This is a genomic window from Shewanella sp. SR43-8, assembly GCF_014163775.1.
GTDB classification, from domain to species: domain Bacteria; phylum Pseudomonadota; class Gammaproteobacteria; order Enterobacterales; family Shewanellaceae; genus Shewanella; species Shewanella vesiculosa.
Window position 1 is genome coordinate 35,661 of record NZ_JACJDX010000016.1, and the last position, 18,584, is coordinate 54,244.

Consider the following 18,584-nt stretch of genomic DNA (forward strand, 5'->3'; position numbering starts at 1 on the left):
CCCTTTTTTTTAAAAACGCGCTTATACGTCTAAGTTAGCTACATTGAGCGCATTAGTTTCAATAAACTCACGACGCGGCTCAACTTGATCACCCATTAAGCAGGTAAATAGCTGATCGGCAGCAACAGCATCTTCAATGGTGACACGTAACATACGACGTGATTCAGGATCCATTGTAGTTTCCCACAATTGCTCAGGGTTCATTTCACCCAATCCTTTATAACGTTGGATATACAGACCGCGTTTTGCTTCACTGATAGTCCAATCTAACGCTTCTAAGAAGCTTTCAACTTCCTTAACACGCTCGCCACGTTGTACATAGCCGCCCTCTTCAATCATACCGTCTAACGCAGCACCTAATTTAGCAATACGTTGATAATCGGTTGAGGTGAAGAAGTCATAACCAAATAAATAATTAGTATCAATACCGTGTTTACGGATCGTCACGCTAGGGGTATAAACCTTACGCTCAGGATCAAGCATCACATTAACGGTAAAGATAATTCCGCTGCTTTCTCGATCAATTAAGTCCGCGATAAAGGCATTACACCAAGTCGTCATCTTCGCTTCATCACTCAACACATCTGCTGTCACTTCAGGGTGATACAACATACGGTCAAGTAACACTGCTGGGAAACGCTTTTCTAGACGCTTAATAATACGTTCAACTTCACGATACTGGGCGACTAAACGCTCTAATGGCTCACCAGACATTCCCAACGCACCTTGGCTTGGGTAAATATTAGTGCCATCAAGTGCTTGAGTGGTTAAGTATTCCGTTAATGCTGGCTCATCTTTCAAATACTGTTCTTGCTTACCTTTTTTCACTTTAAACAGTGGTGGTTGCGCAATGTAAATATAGCCACGTTGGATTAACTCAGGCATTTGACGGAAGAAGAAGGTCAACAGCAAGGTACGAATATGTGAGCCGTCGACGTCAGCATCGGTCATGATGATGATGTTGTGATAACGCGTTTTATCTGGATTATATTCGTCACGGCCGATACCACAACCTAATGCAGTAATAAGCGTTGCGACTTCTTGTGAAGATAACATCTTATCAAAACGCGCTTTTTCTACGTTTAAGATTTTACCTTTCAGCGGTAGAATGGCTTGGTTTTTACGGTTACGTCCCTGCTTGGCAGATCCGCCAGCAGAGTCCCCTTCCACGATATAGATTTCAGAAAGACCAGGATCTTTCTCTTGGCAGTCAGCCAGTTTTCCTGGCAAGCCACCTAAATCTAATGCACCTTTACGGCGAGTCATTTCACGCGCTTTACGCGCCGCTTCACGTGCACGAGCCGCATCTACAATTTTGCCAACAATTAATTTAGCATCTGCTGGATTTTCTAATAGGTAATCGTTTAACTGCTCACCCATGGTTTGTTCAACTGCACTTTTCACTTCACTTGATACAAGTTTGTCTTTAGTTTGTGAACTGAACTTAGGATCTGGCACTTTAACAGAAATAACCGCAGTTAAGCCTTCACGGGCATCATCACCAGTAGCACTGGTTTTACCTTTTTTGTTAAAACCTTCACGTTCCATGTAGTTATTCAAGTTACGTGTTAATGCACCACGGAAACCCACTAAGTGAGTACCACCATCGCGCTGAGGAATATTGTTGGTAAAACAGAAGATGTTTTCTTGATAACCATCATTCCACTGCATGGCAACTTCGACAGTAATACCGTCATCACGCTCTTGTGAAAAATGGAATACATCTTTGTTTATTGGCGTTTTATTACGGTTTAAGTAATCTACGAAAGCACTAATACCACCTTCATACTTAAAGAACTCATCTTTGTTATCACGTTCGTCAACTAAACGAATACCCACGCCAGAGTTGAGGAAAGACAGTTCACGTACTCGTTTGGCTAAAATTTCGAAATGGAATTCAACGTCGGTAAACGTCTGACTACTTGGCCAAAAACGAAGTTCGGTACCGGTTTTAACTGCATCACCGATTTCTTTGATCGGCGCATCTGGTACCCCATGAGTATAAAACTGCTCATAGACTTTACCTGCACGACGAATGGTTAACTGTAGTTTTTCTGATAAGGCGTTAACGACCGACACACCCACGCCGTGAAGACCGCCAGAGACTTTGTAAGAGTTATCATCAAACTTACCACCAGCATGAAGTACGGTCATAATAACTTCAGCGGCAGAGATCCCCTCTTCCTCGTGGATTGACACAGGAATACCACGACCATCGTCTTTTACTGAGACTGAACCATCAGAATGAATGGTAATGGTGATATCGCTACAATGGCCGGCTAAAGCTTCATCGATAGAGTTATCAACCACTTCGAATACCATGTGATGAAGACCTGTGCCATCATCAGTATCACCAATGTACATACCAGGTCTCTTACGGACTGCATCAAGGCCTTTTAATACCTTGATACTCGAAGAATCGTAACTATTCTCTGACATATTTATCTCTCGTTGTTATTCAATAACCGTTACTCGCCCTTGTTCCACATGAAACATCCTGTTTGGAGGGCTAGATAACGAATCGACTATTGCTTGCGGATCGATCGCAGTGACAAAAATTTGTGCACCGGTTTCGGTTAACTGCTGAAGCAATAGCTGCCTATGCTGTGCATCCAACTCCGACGGTAAATCGTCGACTAGATAAATACTATTTTTATCCAGTTGTTGTTTGAGCAACTTTCCCTGTGCAATACGCAGTGCACAGACTAATAATTTTAATTGTCCACGGGACAACGCATCCTGCGCTGGTAAATTACCCACTCGCAAACGTAAGTCTGCTTTGTGGGGGCCGCTGCCCGTATTACCAGCGGCTAAATCTCTTGAGTATTGGTTTTCAAGTAATTGGGCAAAATCCGTTTTACTGTCCCATCCTCGGGTAAAAGAAACCTTAATATCAATATGAGGTAAAAACACCCCGATTATACCCTTTAGTAGCTCATTTAACGAGTCTACATATAGATTTCGTATATCGGTAACCTGTTCAGCATACCGCACCAACTCCTTATCCCAAAACTGTATTTGGCTGTAGGAAGATTGATTTCTAAGTAATTGATTGCGCTGCTTTAATACCTTTCGAGTATTCACCCAAGCTTGATAAAAATTCGGATCAGAATGAAATGCACCCCAATCGATAAATTGACGTCGAGCTTTAGGTCCCTCGAACAATAACGAAAAACTTTCTGGGGTGATGACTTGAATAGGCAAGGTTTCGGCTAAGGTCGATAAACGCTTAACCTTTTCACCATCAATTTTAACTTCTGTCTCACCACTTCGATAACGACGTAAACCTATTTTACAGTCTCGTTCAGCGTCTATTAAATGGGCAAACAAGGTGAGTTTATCGTCTTCATGGTTGATAACACGTTGCGATAAATGGCTACGAAATGAGCGGCCCATACCCAAAAAATATATAGCTTCAAGAATACTGGTTTTGCCACTGCCATTTTGACCGTAAATCAAATTTAAGCCATTACAAGGCTCCAATGATGCTGAGGTAATGTTACGAAATGAACTGATGGTAATACGCGATAAACTCATGAAAACCTATTTGTGATAACCGCTGTGATTAATCCAGTAAAGACAAATAAGGCGCCTTACAGCACCTTATATAACTTGTTAGACAATAATCCGTTATAGACGCATTGGCATCACCACGTACATAGAATCTTCTTCTTTGTGGTTTTCAATCAAGGCACTTGAATTGCCATCAATTAGAGTAATACGAACTTCATCACTGGCTAAGTTATTTAAAACATCAAGTAGATAACTAACGTTAAAACCAATTTCTAGATTGTCAGAGTCATATTCAACATCAATGATCTCTTCAGCTTCTTCTTGCTCAGGATTATTAGCGGTAATTTTTAATAAACCAGATTCAAGCTGAATACGTACACCACGGAATTTTTCATTCGACAGAATAGAAGCACGGGTTAACGCTTGCTTTAATTGATTGCGACTGGCAATGACCACTTTGTTGCCACCCTTAGGTAACACTCGGCGGTAATCAGGGAAACGTCCATCAACAAGTTTACTGGTAAACACAGCAGAACTGGTAACCGCTCGAATGGCATTATCACCAATAGCAATGGTGATGTCCTGATCGTCACTGTCGAGTAAGCGCGCCATTTCAACCACACCTTTGCGCGGTACAATGACTTGCTTTTCAGGTAATGTCACCTCAAGAGTGCGATGGCTTAATGCTAAACGGTGTCCATCTGTAGCGATAGCACGTAATACATTACCTTCGGTTTCAAATAACAATCCATTGAGATAATAACGCACATCTTGGTTGGCCATAGAAAACTGAGTAGAGTCAATTATCGACTTCAACACACCTTGCTTTAAGCTAAATTCAATATCCGCTTGGAATGCTTCAACGTTGGGGTAATCTTCGGCAGGTAATGTTGCTAAGGAAAAACGGCTACGGCCTGAACGCAATAACCATTTATTATCTTGCTGTTCGACTTTTAATTCACTTTGCTCTGGCAATGACTTAACAATATCGAGCAGTTTTTTGGCAGGAACGGTCGTACGACCGACATCAATATCACCATGAATTGCCGCTTGGCCCACTAACTCAACTTCTAAATCAGTGCCCGTTAGCTTAAGTGAAGACTCACTAACTTCAACTAATAAGTTGGCTAAAATAGGTAAATTGTGTCTGCGTTCTACCGCGCCGCACACTAGCTGCAACGGCTTTAATAGGGCGTCCCTATCAATTGAAAATTTCATCGTGTCTAGATTCCCTGAATTAAGAAGACAAAGTTCTAATCAAGTTAGCATAATCTTCTTTAATATCATGACTTTCTTCGCGCAATTGAGCGATTTTACGACAAGCATGTAATACTGTCGTATGGTCACGACCACCAAAAGCATCACCTATTTCCGGTAAACTTTGGTTAGTAAGTTCTTTAGATAGCGCCATCGCCACTTGTCTAGGCCTTGCCACACTGCGAGAACGGCGTTTAGACAGCATATCTGCCATTTTTATTTTGTAGTATTCAGCAACTGTCTTCTGAATATTGTCTATAGTGACTAATTTTTCTTGCAGTGCCAAGAGATCTCTTAATGCTTCACGCACAAAGTCGATAGTAATTGGACGACCAGTAAAGTTAGCATTAGCAATCACGCGGTTTAGCGCGCCTTCTAACTCACGTACGTTTGAACGTAAACGCTTAGCAATAAAAAATGCCACTTCATCAGGTAGGTTTATTCCGCTCTCTTGTGCTTTACGCATTAAAATCGCTACGCGGGTTTCTAACTCTGGTGGCTCAATCGCTACCGTTAAACCCCAACCAAAGCGTGATTTTAAACGATCCTCGACCCCGTCAATCTCTTTAGGGTAACGATCTGAGGTTAAAATAATTTGATGATTACCTTCTAATAATGCATTAAAGGTATGAAAAAATTCTTCTTGAGAACGATCTTTATTGGCAAAAAATTGAATATCATCAATAAATAATGCATCGACGCTACGATAATAACGCTTAAACTCTTCGATCGCGTTGTTTTGTAATGCTTTAACCATGTCCTGAACAAAACGCTCAGAGTGCATGTACACCACTTTAGCATTGGGATTATTTTTAATAATACCATTGCCAACTGCGTGTAAAAGATGAGTTTTACCTAAACCAGTGCCGCCATATAAAAACAACGGATTATAAGCGCCACCTGGATTTTCAGATACTTGCAAAGCCGCAGCTTTACCTAACTGATTCGATTTACCTTCAACGAAGTTATCAAATTGATAGGTAGGATTAATATTACTACGATGATTAGGATTAATAATCGGTTCGGCTTGGGTATTAAAAGACGTCGTTCCCACTTGAGCTTTGGTTTGACGATTCACAGGCTTAACCGCTACCGGAGCTGGCGCAACCGGACGTGCAGAAGGACGGCTACCAATATCAAAACGTAACTTAGGTGCATTACTGCCCATTTGTTCAGTAAAAAATTGATTAATGATATTGATGTATTTATCGCGTACCCAATCCAGCACAAAACGATTAGGTGCATACAAAACTAATGTATCACCATCCATTTCAGCTTGTAACGGACGGATCCACATACTGAACTGCTGTGCTGATAACTCGTCTTGTAGTCTACCGATACATTGTTGCCAAAGTGAAACCGCCACTTATTTATCCCCAAATATCTTTAATCAAAGGAGATGTATTCTATAGTGAGATCACAATGATCGCTATCCTTTAAAGCAGAATTATCCCCAGCGAGATCATTCTGTGTATAAATAGATGATCTTCCATGATCAAAATCGATCGGTAAATAGTAAAAATCAAGCAAATCCAGCTTTATTAACCGATCCAACTTGATCTATAATAGCCTTTCTTTGATCTGCTGAAACAACGAAAGATCCACAAGATATAGTGTCTGTACACAGACTTATCCACATCTTATGGTGCTTAATGCTTAGTAGCTTCAAATAAAGATTGGCAGAAATTTATCATATAAGTACTTTCGTTATTGACGACAGTACTTAAAGTGATTACAATTCGGCCTCTTTTTTGCCCTTACCTCTAATGTTGGAGATAAGGAAAATTCACTAACAAAGACGGATTGCCATCATGAGTAAACGTACTTTTCAACCTAGCAACCTGAAGCGCAAGCGTTCTCACGGCTTCCGCGCTCGTATGGCTACTGTAGGCGGCCGTAAGGTGCTTGCACGTCGTCGTGCGAAAGGTCGCGCTCGTTTATCTGCGTAAGTAGATAACTAGGTGACTAGCTATACCTTTTCGCGGGAGTTACGTTTGTTAACTCCCGCGCAATTTAAATCTGTATTCTCCAATCCAATCAAAGCATCCTCTGCTGAAATAACTCTGCTCGCAATTCCAAATTCAGAGCAACATCCCCGTTTAGGATTAACTGTGGCCAAACGTTTTGTTAAACGTGCAAACCAACGTAATCGCATTAAACGTGTGATAAGAGATAGTTTTCGTTTACATCAACACGACATCCCAGATATCGATATCGTTGTATTAGTCAGAAATGGCGTGATGGAAATGGAAAATGCAGAAATACAAAAATTAATAGAAAAGCTATGGCACAAACTCAGTCGCCGTTACAATGGCTAGCAACTACGTTTATACGTGGTTACCAAATTTTTATCAGCCCTTTATTGGGACCGCGTTGTCGGTTCAATCCAACCTGTTCTTATTATGCTATAGAAGCAATAAAAACACATGGAACAGTGAAAGGTAGTTGGTTTGCAATGAAACGCATATTAAAATGTCACCCTTTACATCCCGGCGGTAGTGATCCCGTCCCCCCTAAAAATGACAGGTGTAATAAATAGGCTATGGAATCTCAACGCAATATATTGCTAATCGGTCTGCTTTTTGTCAGCTATTTAATGTGGACACAGTGGCAAACAGATAAAGCACCAAAACCGGCAACAGCTCAAACTGTTACCCAAACTAACGCCTCATCACAGCACAGTGCTGATGTTCCAGAAGCAGATATCTCAGGGACACCAGTAGAATTACCTGCAACGACAAACCTTATTAGCGTCAACACTGACCAGCTTGATATTAAAATCAGCCCAGTTGGTGGTGACATTGTTTATGCTGCATTAGTAGAACATAAACGCGAAATCGACAGTAACGACCCCTTTGTTATTTTAGATCAGCAAAATGAGTTCACTTATATTGCTCAAAGTGGACTTATTGGGCGTGATGGTATTGATAGCAGCGCTAAAGGCCGTGCAACATATAGTGTTCAGGCTAGCTCATATTCTTTAGCTGATGGTAAAGACACATTAACAGTGCCATTTACATACACAGCAGATAACGGTGTCACCTACGTAAAAACCTTTACGTTTACCCGTGGTCAATATGATATCAAAGTTGATTACAGCATCAACAACATTTCAGCTGCACCATTACAAGTGCAAATGTATGGTCAAATTAAGCAAACGATTAAAGAATCAGAAAGTAGCATGATGATGCCAACCTACCGTGGTGGCGCTTTCTCGACTCAAGATACTCGTTATGAAAAATATAACTTTGACGATATGGCTGACAAGAACCTAGCTAAAGTTACACTCGGTGGTTGGGCTGCAATGCTTCAACATTACTTTGTGTCAGCTTGGGTTCCACCAGCAACAGATTCAAATACTATTTTCACAAGCTTAAGTGCTGGTGGATTAGCTAACATTGGTTTCCGTGGCGCGGTATATGATATTGCACCTGGCGCAACACAAAATATTAGCTCACAGTTTTATGTCGGTCCTAAAAACCAAAAAGCGCTTTCAGCGATTTCTGAAACCTTAAACCTAGTTGTTGATTACGGTTTCTTATGGTGGTTAGCCATTCCAATCCATTGGTTATTGATGTTCTATCAATCATTTGTGGGTAACTGGGGTGTAGCAATCATTTTGATAACACTGACAGTGCGTGGTGGTTTATACCCACTAACGAAGAAGCAATATACCTCAATGGCCAAAATGCGTAATCTTCAGCCTAAATTGACTGAGATGAAAGAACGCTTTGGTGATGACCGTCAGAAGATGGGTCAAGCCATGATGGAGTTGTATAAGAAAGAGAAAGTAAACCCTATGGGCGGTTGCTTACCTATTCTGTTACAGATGCCGATCTTCATCGCACTTTACTGGGTATTACTTGAAAGTTATGAATTACGCCATGCGCCATTCATGCTTTGGATTACCGACTTATCAGTACAAGATCCATACTATGTATTGCCATTGTTAATGGGCTTATCAATGTTCTTGATGCAGAAAATGCAGCCTGTAGCGCCAACAATGGATCCAATGCAAGTGAAAATGATGCAGTGGATGCCGGTTATCTTTACCGTGTTCTTCTTATGGTTCCCAGCAGGTCTAGTACTTTACTGGTTAGTGGGTAACTTAGTTGCCATCACTCAACAGAAGATTATTTATGCTGGTCTTGAGAAAAATGGCATAAAATAGCCTAAGCTCAATCTTGTATAACTGATTAAAAAGGCGGCTGATTAGCCGCCTTTTCCTTTATCAATTTTATAGGTACTACCGTGACAACAGACACTATTGTGGCGCAAGCCACCGCACCTGGACGAGGTGGCGTAGGTATCATTCGCGTATCAGGCGACTTAGCCACTAATGTCGCAACGGCGATTATTGGCCATGTTCCAAAAACCCGTTATGCAGAATATTGTGACTTTAACAATGCCGACGGTCAGGTTATTGACCAAGGTATTGCACTTTTCTTTAAAGGTCCCAATTCATTTACTGGCGAAGATGTCCTTGAACTGCAAGGCCATGGCGGCCAAATTGTGCTGGATATGTTGATTAAACGCGTCATGGAAATTGACGGCATACGTATAGCCAGGCCTGGTGAATTCAGCGAACAAGCCTTTATGAATGATAAGCTCGACTTAACTCAGGCAGAAGCGATTGCTGACTTAATCGATGCCACCAGTGAGCAAGCTGCCAAAAGTGCATTGCTATCACTCCAAGGTGAGTTCTCAAAAGAAGTTCACGAGCTTGTCGACCAAGTGACCAACTTACGTTTGTATGTCGAAGCTGCGATTGATTTTCCAGATGAAGAAGTCGATTTTTTATCTGATGGTAAAATTGCCAATGCCTTATATAAAATCATCGATAAATTAGACATAGTGCAAGACAGTGCCAAGCAAGGCTCCATTATCCGCGAAGGTATGAAGGTAGTGATTGCCGGCCGTCCTAATGCCGGTAAATCAAGCTTACTCAATGCACTAGCCGGTAAAGAGTCGGCAATTGTCACTGAAATTGCTGGCACAACTCGTGACGTACTACGTGAACACATCCACTTAGACGGTATGCCACTGCACATCATAGATACTGCGGGGTTAAGAGACACACTCGACACAGTTGAACAAATTGGCATTGAGCGCGCATGGGCCGAAATAGCCACTGCAGATAGAGTCTTGTTTATGGTTGATGGCACTACAACTGAGGCTATCGACCCTCGCGAGATTTGGCCAGACTTTATCGACCGCCTTCCATCAAAACTCGGCGTAACGGTTATTCGTAATAAAGCTGACATAACTGGTGAAACATTAAATAATACTGAAGAACAAGGTTACAGCGTTTACCGCATTTCAGCTAAGACAGGCTTAGGTGTTGAAGAATTAAAACAACATCTTAAATCATTGATGGGCTACCAAAGTAACTTAGAAGGCGGCTTTATTGCACGTCGTCGCCATTTGGAAGCACTCGATCTTGCCGCCAGTCACTTGCAGTTAGGTAAAGAGCAGCTTGAAGTGTATTTAGCCGGAGAGTTACTGGCTGAAGAACTGCGTATGTGCCAAATGGCATTATCTGAAATCACCGGTAAATTTACCTCAGACGATTTGCTCGGTAAGATTTTTGGCTCATTTTGTATCGGAAAATAACCAAGCTATGATCCCCATACTCGCAAATCAGGTTGTGGTACTCGATTTTGAAACCACTGGATTATCACCCGATAATGGCGACCGAGCCATTGAAATTGGTGCGGTAAAACTGGTTAATGGTCAAATAGTCGATACCTTTCAGGAACTGATTAATCCTGGTCGGCGAGTGAATAGCTTTATTGAGCAGTATACTGGCATCAGTAATGAAATGCTGAAACATGCCCCAGCGTCTAAACAAGTCATGGGGCAGTTTGCCAAATTTATTGCTGGCTTTAATCTGGTGGCACACAATGCCAGCTTTGATAAAAAGTTTCTCGATGCTGAGTTTAGCCATAATAAACTGCATTACACTGGTCAGTTTGCTTGCTCGTTATTATTGTCTCGACGTATTAGCCAAGATGCCCCCAATCATAAGCTTGGCACATTAGTCGATCATCACCAGTTACCTAACGATGGTGTGTTTCACCGCGCTTTAGCCGATGCCACCATGACCAGCCATTTATGGTTATATCAAATTGAAGTGTTACAGCAGCAACTGCCCAAGCAAGCTATTACCATTGATATCATCAATAAAATATCCAGCCTCCCAAAAGCGCAAATTGCGCGTTATTTGCGAACCATGAGCTAGTTAAATCTCAGCCTAAAAAAATAAGCTTGGGAACCTAATAGACTACAACCAAACAGGGTTAATTAAAGCTGTTGCGATAACTTATCAACCAGCAATCTCACTTTGGGTGATAAATGGCGATTATGTGGATACAAAGCCCAAATACCTTCTTTAGGTTGTTGAAAAGATGCAAGTAATACCACTAACTCACCTTCAGCAATAGCATCATTGACGTAATATCCCGGTAACTGCACAATCCCCAAACCACAAATAGCCGCATTTAATAAACTCAAACCACTACTACAGGCCAAAGATCCATGCACTTTTACCGTCTTGGGTTTACCTTGCTCAACAAAATGCCAATGAGACTGACTGCCAATTAAACAATTGTGCTGGCTCAACTCTGATAAGGCATAAGGCGTACCGTATTTAGCGATATAACTCGGGGCTGCGCACACATATTGGCTGCGACTCGTCAGACGCTTTGCCATCATGGTTGAATTAGTTAACCGCCCTAACCTAATAGCCAAATCATACCCACCATCCACCAAATCAAGTTGCTGATTAGTCAGCTCGCAAATAACTTCAATGTCGGGATATTGTTGCATAAAATCAATGACTATCGGCATGATAAACTTTTCACCGTAAGTTACTGGTGCGGTAATTCTAATAAGTCCTTGTGGCTTATCTTTTAAGCTGGAAATAGCACGCTCTGCCTCATCAAGACTGTTTAATACTTGGCGGCAATGCTGATAGTAAACTGTACCTTCTTCGGTTAACGATACTTTACGAGTGGTGCGATAAAATAATTTGGTGTTTAAACGATTTTCAAGCTGACTGATTTGTCGACTCACTTGCGCAGTAGAAATACTTAAACGCTTACCCGCCACGGTAAAACTGTCAGTTTCAGCCACAGCCACAAACTCAAAAATGCCTTCCCACTTCATCATTATTACATTCTCGTAAAAGTCATTTACAAAATAAGCTAATTATCATTGTATGATAAACAAATACAATAGCTAAATACACTACACTGTAGTAATACCTCTTAACCATGTTGACCATGGTCGTTAATGTTAAGGAAATCATTTATGTCAGCACAATTTATAAAATCAAAAGCCGCTATTGCTTGGGGACCAGGCCAGCCACTATCGGTAGAAGAAGTCGACGTAATGTACCCAAAAGCGGGTGAAGTGATGGTACGTATTGTGGCATCAGGTGTTTGTCATACCGATGCTTTCACGCTTTCAGGTGATGATCCTGAAGGGGTATTCCCAGCCATTCTTGGTCATGAAGGCGGCGGTATTGTTCACATGGTCGGTGAAGGCGTGACTAGCGTACAAGTTGGCGATCATGTTATTCCGTTATACACAGCAGAATGTGGAAAATGTAAATTCTGTACCTCAGGTAAAACCAACCTCTGTAGTGCCGTTCGCGCTACCCAAGGTAAAGGACTTATGCCTGATGGCACCACACGTTTCTTTAAAGATGGCGAGCCAATCTTCCATTATATGGGCTGCTCAACTTTCTCGGAATACACAGTATTACCAGAAATATCATTAGCTAAAGTTAACCCAAGTGCGCCACTTGAAGAAGTCTGTTTACTGGGTTGTGGTGTCACCACAGGCATTGGTGCGGTACTTAAAACAGCTAAAGTACAACCAGGCGATACGGTTGCTATTTTTGGTTTAGGTGGCATTGGTTTATCGGCCATTATTGGCGCGACTATGGCAGGAGCTAGCCGTATTATTGGTATTGATTTAAACGAATCAAAATTTGAATTGGCTAAAAAACTTGGCGCGACTGACTGTATTAATCCTAAGGATTTTGATAAACCAATCCAAGATGTGATTGTTGAAATGACTGACGGTGGTGTCGATTTCTCATTTGAATGTATTGGTAACGTCAATGTAATGCGCAGTGCATTAGAGTGCTGCCATAAAGGCTGGGGCGAGTCGGTGATTATTGGTGTTGCTGGTGCCGGCCAAGAAATATCAACCCGTCCATTCCAGTTAGTCACTGGTCGTGTGTGGCGTGGCAGTGCATTTGGTGGCGTTAAAGGACGCAGTGAGTTACCTGGTATTGTTGAACAATACTTAGCGGGTGAGTTTAAGTTAGACCAATTTATTACTCACACCATGGGCCTTGAAGGTATTAACGAAGCATTTGATTTAATGCACAAAGGCGAAAGTATTCGAAGTGTAATTCACTTTGCTAAGTAATACTTAATTGCTCATCACAGGCGCAGTTAAGGGTAAAGTCACTTAACTGCGTTCTGATAAATAAGGACACATAATGACCATTGAAAGTATCAGCAGTACCAAAGCATTTGGTGGTTGGCATAAACAATATAGTCATCATTCAAGCACACTTAATTGTGCAATGCGGTTTGCCATTTACTTGCCGCCCCAAGCAGAAAGCCAAGCAGTACCTGTTTTATATTGGTTGTCAGGACTCACCTGTACTGATGAAAATTTTATGCAAAAAGCAGGTGCACAACGTATAGCAGCTGAATTAGGTATGGCGATAGTCGCGCCCGATACTAGCCCACGAGGAGAAGGCGTCGCAGATGATCCCGACGGCGCTTATGACTTTGGTTTAGGTGCAGGCTTTTATCTTAATGCTACCAAACCGCCATTTAGTCAGCATTATCAAATGTATGATTACGTGGTTAACGAATTGCCGGCATTGATTGAAGCTCATTTTCCGGTAACAGAACAACGTAGTATAAGCGGCCATTCCATGGGTGGACATGGTGCCTTAACCATCGCACTTAAAAATCCGCACAGATATAATAGCTTGTCAGCATTTAGTCCAATCTGTCATCCAATGGACTGTCCTTGGGGTATAAAAGCATTTCGCGGCTACTTAGGTGATGATCAGCAACAATGGCAGCAATACGACAGCAGTGAGTTGATGGCTAAAAGCCAGCAATTTGTGCCTGCGCTGGTGGACCAAGGCAGTAAGGACAACTTTTTAGACGAACAACTAAAACCGCAAATCTTAGTGCAAGCCGCTAAAAACAAAGGCTACCCGCTAGAACTAAGAATGCAGCCAGGCTATGACCACAGCTATTATTTTATCGCGACCTTTATTGAAGACCATCTGCGTTTTCATGCAAAGCACTTAGCGCTTTTATAGACAGCTACTGTCATTAAAATAAAAACGAGCCCTTCAGGCTCGTTTTTTTATCTCTATGAATACCCTAATGACTTTTTTCTAAGCGAGAAAAATAATCTTTTGCTGCAGCCCTAACCTTAGGCGCCAGCAATAAAGCAGACGTCATAGTCGGTATTGCCATTAACGCGTAAGCGGCATCAATAATGTTAACAATTTCTTGCAAGCTAGCCGTTGCGGCAAACAAAATGGCTAATAAATAAAAGTATTGGTAAAAACGGATACGTTTACGCCCAAATAGAAACGCAAAACACTGACCACCATAAAATGCTTGGGTAAATATGGTACTAATGCTGAAAAATATCACACATAAAATAAGTAAATACGGCCCAACACCAGGCATAGTAATTTCAAAAGCTTGCGCCGATAAATTAACCCCTTCAGCTTCAGTACCTTGCCACACACCCGAGATTAAAATAATCATAGCAGTGGCAGTACAAACCAATAGAGTATCAATAGCAGGGCCTAACATGGCCACTAAGCCTTCTTTAACTGGTTCATTGGTTTTGGCACTACCATGAGCCATAACCTCAGTGCCTATCCCAGCCTCGTTTGAGAATGCAGCACGACGAATACCAATTAGCATAGTCCCTAAAATACCGCCACCTACTGAATTTAATGAAAAAGCCTCGGAGAAAATAAGACTAAAATACCCCGGTATTTGCTCAATATTTGTCACAATGACATACGCAGCGCAGCTCATGTAAATTAAGATCATTAATGGCACAACTTTAGATGCTACTGTCGCGATCCGCTTAATACCGCCTAAAATCACGCTGGCAACAATCACCATCACCACAATACCTAAGCTTAAATCGAGCCAAAAAGTGGATTGATCAGCAGGAAAATGACCTGGTTTAACAAATACCCATTCACGAATAATCTGCACTAATTGATTAGAATTGAATAACGGAAAATTACCAATTAAACCAACAACGCAGAAAAACACGGCTAAAAAATGCCATTTTTTACTTAATCCTTGGGTAATGATGTACATAGGGCCACCCTGTACATCACCATTCTCATCTTTACCGCGGTACATAATGGCTAAAGTACAGGTAAAAAACTTGGTTGCCATACCAACAATAGCGCTAATCCACATCCAAAAAATAGCCCCTGGGCCCCCCACCATAATGGCAACAGCGACACTACCAATATTGCCCATTCCCACGGTACCAGCCATGGCACTGGATAATGCCCCTGCATGGCTAATATGACCTTCGGCGCCATCATCAGGATACTTGCCCCTAACGACATTAATCGCGTGACCTATATAGCGAAAAGGCACAAATCGAGAGTAAATAAGGAAGAATAACCCGCCGCCGACGAGTAAAATAAGCATGTGTGGACCCCATGCAAGGTCGGCAAATTGTTTAGTTATTTCAGCAATATTCATTAAAACCTGTTGTTATATTGTTAAATAGAGCTTAAGAAAATACTGATATTACCCACACAGCGCAATGAAAAATAAGCGTAAAATAGATGAATAAATTTAATCATTGGAAATCAACATGACAAAAATAGCATTATTAGTAGGCACAACATTAGGCGGTTCAGAATATGTTGCCGATGAAATGGCAGCTCAACTTACTCAGTTAGATCATCAAACAGAGGTATTTATAGAGCCAAATTTGGATGAATTAGCTGATTTTTCACTGTGGATCATTGTCTGTTCTACTCATGGAGCTGGCGATCTACCCGATAATATCGTGCCCTTTTATCAACAATTAATGATCGAAAAGCCCGATCTTAGTCATATTAAGTTCGCATTGTGTGCAATTGGCGACTCAAGCTATGATACTTTTTGCCAAGGACCTGAAAAAATCATCGCACAACTTTTACAGCATGGATCAAATGCTATTGTGGATAAGCTCCAAATCGATGTACAACACGATCCTATCCCTGAAGAACCTGCTCTAGCGTGGTTGTTACAATGGCAGCATCTTATCTAAACACCAATAAACCCGATCTTATCTTGCATAAATCATGATCAATCCACAGATTAGATCACACTTACCCACAATATAACCTTTATAAGTATAACTTTGTGGATAAGCTATTATTTTTAGCGATCATAACTCTGTACTATTCACACTCCGATCCGCTCAATGATCACCCTTGTGGATAAGTAGCCGATCTATCCCCATGTTATCTTGAGTTTGATCGCGATCAGATCACAGGTTAGTTTTTACTTTACTATATGATTTTAATAAGGAATAAAAGTTATCAACAGAAAAGTCCGATCCTAATAATAAACATAATAAAAAGATCTATATAAAGATCTTAAGATCTATTAAGCAAACCGCATATTGATCAATCAATGAAAAATGATCGTTCACGTTAAGACAAGCAAGTGCTAAAATGATCCAATCGAAAAAAGATTAAATTCGAATTCAACTTTCTTAGCTATCAAAGGTCAGATAATGCATTTTCATGAACGGTTTGATGTAATTGTTGTAGGTGGTGGTCATGCCGGAACTGAAGCCGCACTTGCTGCTGCAAGAATGGGCTCAAAAACATTATTGTTAACCCACAACATCGACACACTTGGGCAAATGTCTTGCAACCCTGCTATCGGCGGAATAGGTAAAGGCCATTTAGTTAAAGAAATTGATGCTTTGGGCGGTGCTATGGCAACAGCTACTGACTTTGCAGGCATTCAATTTAGAACATTAAATTCAAGCAAAGGCCCAGCTGTTCGTGCAACACGAGCCCAAGCAGACAGAGCTTTATATCGCCAAAAGATCCAAAGCATTTTACAGAACCAAGTTAACTTACGTATTTTTCAACAAGCTGTAGACGATTTAGTTGTTGAAAATAATAAAGTTGTTGGTGTAGTAACTCAAATGGGACTAGCATTTGAAGCGCCAGCGATCGTATTAACAACAGGCACATTTTTAAGCGGCAAAATTCATATTGGAATGCAAAATTACAGTGGTGGTAGAGCGGGTGATCCTCCAGCCATTGCGTTAGCAAATCGATTACGTGAATTAAATATACGTGTTGGTCGCTTAAAAACCGGTACACCACCGCGTATCGATGCCAATAGCATAGATTTTTCACAAATGACCGAACAAAAGGGTGATACACCATTACCAGTTATGTCATTTATTGGTGATGTCAGCCAACATCCAAGACAAATTTCATGTTTTATTACTCATACCAATGAGAAAACTCACGATATTATTCGTGGCGGATTAGATCGCAGCCCTATGTACTCTGGCGTGATTGAAGGGATCGGACCCCGTTACTGTCCATCAATTGAAGATAAAATTCATCGTTTTGCAGATAAATCGTCACATCAGATCTTTATTGAGCCAGAAGGCTTAAGCACTAATGAGATCTATCCAAACGGTATCTCAACCAGTTTGCCATTTGACGTACAGTTAAATTTAGTTCGATCAATTAAAGGTATGGAAAACGCTGAAATTATGCGTCCAGGCTATGCGATTGAATATGACTATTTTGATCCTCGCGATCTTAAAAACTCATTAGAAACTAAGGCCATTGAAGGACTTTATTTCGCAGGTCAGATTAATGGCACTACAGGCTATGAAGAAGCAGGTGCTCAAGGCTTACTTGCAGGTATGAACGCATCACTACAAGTTCAAGGCAAAGAAGCATGGTGCCCTCGTCGTGATCAAGCTTATCTTGGCGTACTAGTAGATGATTTATCTACTTTAGGCACTAAAGAACCGTACCGCATGTTCACCAGCCGCGCAGAATATCGTTTGTTACTTCGTGAAGATAATGCCGATTTACGCTTAACAGAAAAAGGCCGTGAACTTGGATTAGTTGATGACAATCGCTGGGCATCATTTGTTACCAAGAGAGAATCAATTGAATTAGAACTTCAGCGTTTACGCGGCCAATGGGTTCACCCTAACTCACCTTTGCTTGAAGTACTTAATCCACAATTAAATACGCCTATTTCACGTGAAGCATCATTTGAAGACCTACTTCGTCGTCCGGAAATGGATTATACCAAGTTAATGTCTCTGGAAGGTTTTGGACCTGGACTAGAAGATCCTCAAGCAGCTGAGCAAGTACAAATTCAGGTAAAATATTCGGGTTATATTCAGCGTCAACAAGATGAAATTGATAAAGCTATTCGTCATGAAAGCTCACTATTACCACTTGATCTAGACTATCAAGAGGTCCCTGGTTTATCTAATGAAGTGATCGCAAAATTGAATAACCATAAACCCGATACTGTCGGACAAGCATCACGGATCTCAGGGATCACTCCTGCAGCAATATCAATTTTGTTAGTTCATTTGAAAAAAAGAGGTTTATTGCGAAAAATAGCCTAAAACAGATCATTTTTTCAAATCAATAACACAAGGGAAGCCATAAGGCTTCCCTTAGTGCTTTTACGGCTTCATAATAACTGCCGTCTTTATAACGTAACTTACGA

The 18,584-nt window shown here is 41.2% G+C and carries 16 protein-coding genes; 10 read left to right on the top strand and 6 right to left on the bottom strand.

The window, feature by feature from the left end:
* Positions 1-21 precede the first annotated feature (21 nt).
* The 4 genes from gyrB to dnaA form a co-directional block, all read right to left on the bottom strand.
* Positions 22-2,439 carry a DNA topoisomerase (ATP-hydrolyzing) subunit B gene (gene gyrB / locus H5114_RS18230; protein ID WP_124016568.1) on the bottom strand — a complete coding sequence of 806 codons (2,418 nt, stop codon included), beginning with the start codon at positions 2,437-2,439 and terminating at the stop codon, positions 22-24.
* A 15-nt stretch (positions 2,440-2,454) separates the two neighbouring features.
* Complete coding sequence (gene recF / locus H5114_RS18235) at positions 2,455-3,537, bottom strand: DNA replication/repair protein RecF (RefSeq protein ID WP_182723698.1); 1,083 nt, start codon at positions 3,535-3,537, stop codon at positions 2,455-2,457.
* Positions 3,538-3,630: 93 nt separating this feature from the next.
* Positions 3,631-4,731 (bottom strand): DNA polymerase III subunit beta, encoded by a 1,101-nt coding sequence (dnaN, locus tag H5114_RS18240; protein WP_124016570.1) that lies wholly within the window; start codon positions 4,729-4,731, stop codon positions 3,631-3,633.
* Positions 4,732-4,750: 19 nt separating this feature from the next.
* Complete coding sequence (gene dnaA, locus H5114_RS18245; protein WP_124016571.1) at positions 4,751-6,136, bottom strand: chromosomal replication initiator protein DnaA; 1,386 nt, start codon at positions 6,134-6,136, stop codon at positions 4,751-4,753.
* A gap of 445 nt (positions 6,137-6,581) precedes the next feature.
* On the opposite strand from dnaA, the gene rpmH reads away from it, so the two are divergent.
* The 6 genes from rpmH (at position 6,582) to H5114_RS18275 (ending at position 11,011) form a co-directional block, all read left to right on the top strand.
* Positions 6,582-6,719, top strand: a complete 138-nt coding sequence (gene rpmH / locus H5114_RS18250) for a 50S ribosomal protein L34 (RefSeq protein ID WP_006083827.1) — start codon at positions 6,582-6,584, stop codon at positions 6,717-6,719.
* Between the two features lie 12 nt (positions 6,720-6,731).
* Complete coding sequence (gene rnpA / locus H5114_RS18255) at positions 6,732-7,088, top strand: ribonuclease P protein component (RefSeq protein WP_124016572.1); 357 nt, start codon at positions 6,732-6,734, stop codon at positions 7,086-7,088.
* On the top strand, positions 7,055-7,309 hold the full coding sequence (yidD, locus tag H5114_RS18260) for a membrane protein insertion efficiency factor YidD (protein ID WP_124016573.1): 255 nt from the start codon (positions 7,055-7,057) through the stop codon (positions 7,307-7,309). The genes rnpA and yidD overlap by 34 nt, the downstream gene beginning before the upstream one ends.
* A 3-nt stretch (positions 7,310-7,312) precedes the next feature.
* Positions 7,313-8,941 carry a membrane protein insertase YidC gene (gene yidC / locus H5114_RS18265; RefSeq protein ID WP_182723699.1) on the top strand — a complete coding sequence of 543 codons (1,629 nt, stop codon included), beginning with the start codon at positions 7,313-7,315 and terminating at the stop codon, positions 8,939-8,941.
* 80 nt (positions 8,942-9,021) lie between these two features.
* On the top strand, positions 9,022-10,383 hold the full coding sequence (gene mnmE, locus H5114_RS18270) for a tRNA uridine-5-carboxymethylaminomethyl(34) synthesis GTPase MnmE (RefSeq protein WP_182698826.1): 1,362 nt from the start codon (positions 9,022-9,024) through the stop codon (positions 10,381-10,383).
* Between the two features lie 7 nt (positions 10,384-10,390).
* Positions 10,391-11,011: a PolC-type DNA polymerase III gene (locus tag H5114_RS18275; protein ID WP_182723732.1), complete on the top strand. Its 621-nt coding sequence runs from the start codon at positions 10,391-10,393 to the stop codon at positions 11,009-11,011.
* Positions 11,012-11,073: 62 nt separating this feature from the next.
* On the opposite strand, the gene H5114_RS18280 is transcribed toward H5114_RS18275, so the two are convergent.
* Positions 11,074-11,940 carry a LysR substrate-binding domain-containing protein gene (locus H5114_RS18280; protein ID WP_182723700.1) on the bottom strand — a complete coding sequence of 289 codons (867 nt, stop codon included), beginning with the start codon at positions 11,938-11,940 and terminating at the stop codon, positions 11,074-11,076.
* A gap of 141 nt (positions 11,941-12,081) precedes the next feature.
* Between H5114_RS18280 and H5114_RS18285 the strand changes: the two genes are divergently transcribed.
* Both H5114_RS18285 and fghA read left to right on the top strand, forming a co-directional pair.
* Complete coding sequence (locus H5114_RS18285) at positions 12,082-13,212, top strand: S-(hydroxymethyl)glutathione dehydrogenase/class III alcohol dehydrogenase (protein WP_182698828.1); 1,131 nt, start codon at positions 12,082-12,084, stop codon at positions 13,210-13,212.
* 73 nt (positions 13,213-13,285) lie between these two features.
* The gene (fghA, locus tag H5114_RS18290; protein WP_182723701.1) at positions 13,286-14,131 is read left to right on the top strand and encodes an S-formylglutathione hydrolase; all 846 of its coding nucleotides are present in this window, start codon (positions 13,286-13,288) and stop codon (positions 14,129-14,131) included.
* Positions 14,132-14,195: 64 nt separating this feature from the next.
* On the opposite strand, the gene H5114_RS18295 is transcribed toward fghA, so the two are convergent.
* The gene (locus tag H5114_RS18295; protein ID WP_182698829.1) at positions 14,196-15,563 is read right to left on the bottom strand and encodes a sodium:alanine symporter family protein; all 1,368 of its coding nucleotides are present in this window, start codon (positions 15,561-15,563) and stop codon (positions 14,196-14,198) included.
* A 115-nt stretch (positions 15,564-15,678) separates the two neighbouring features.
* Between H5114_RS18295 and mioC the strand changes: the two genes are divergently transcribed.
* Both mioC and mnmG read left to right on the top strand, forming a co-directional pair.
* Positions 15,679-16,119: an FMN-binding protein MioC gene (gene mioC, locus H5114_RS18300; RefSeq protein WP_182698830.1), complete on the top strand. Its 441-nt coding sequence runs from the start codon at positions 15,679-15,681 to the stop codon at positions 16,117-16,119.
* Between the two features lie 471 nt (positions 16,120-16,590).
* Positions 16,591-18,480: a tRNA uridine-5-carboxymethylaminomethyl(34) synthesis enzyme MnmG gene (mnmG, locus tag H5114_RS18305; protein ID WP_124016581.1), complete on the top strand. Its 1,890-nt coding sequence runs from the start codon at positions 16,591-16,593 to the stop codon at positions 18,478-18,480.
* The last annotated feature ends 104 nt before the right edge of the window (positions 18,481-18,584 follow it).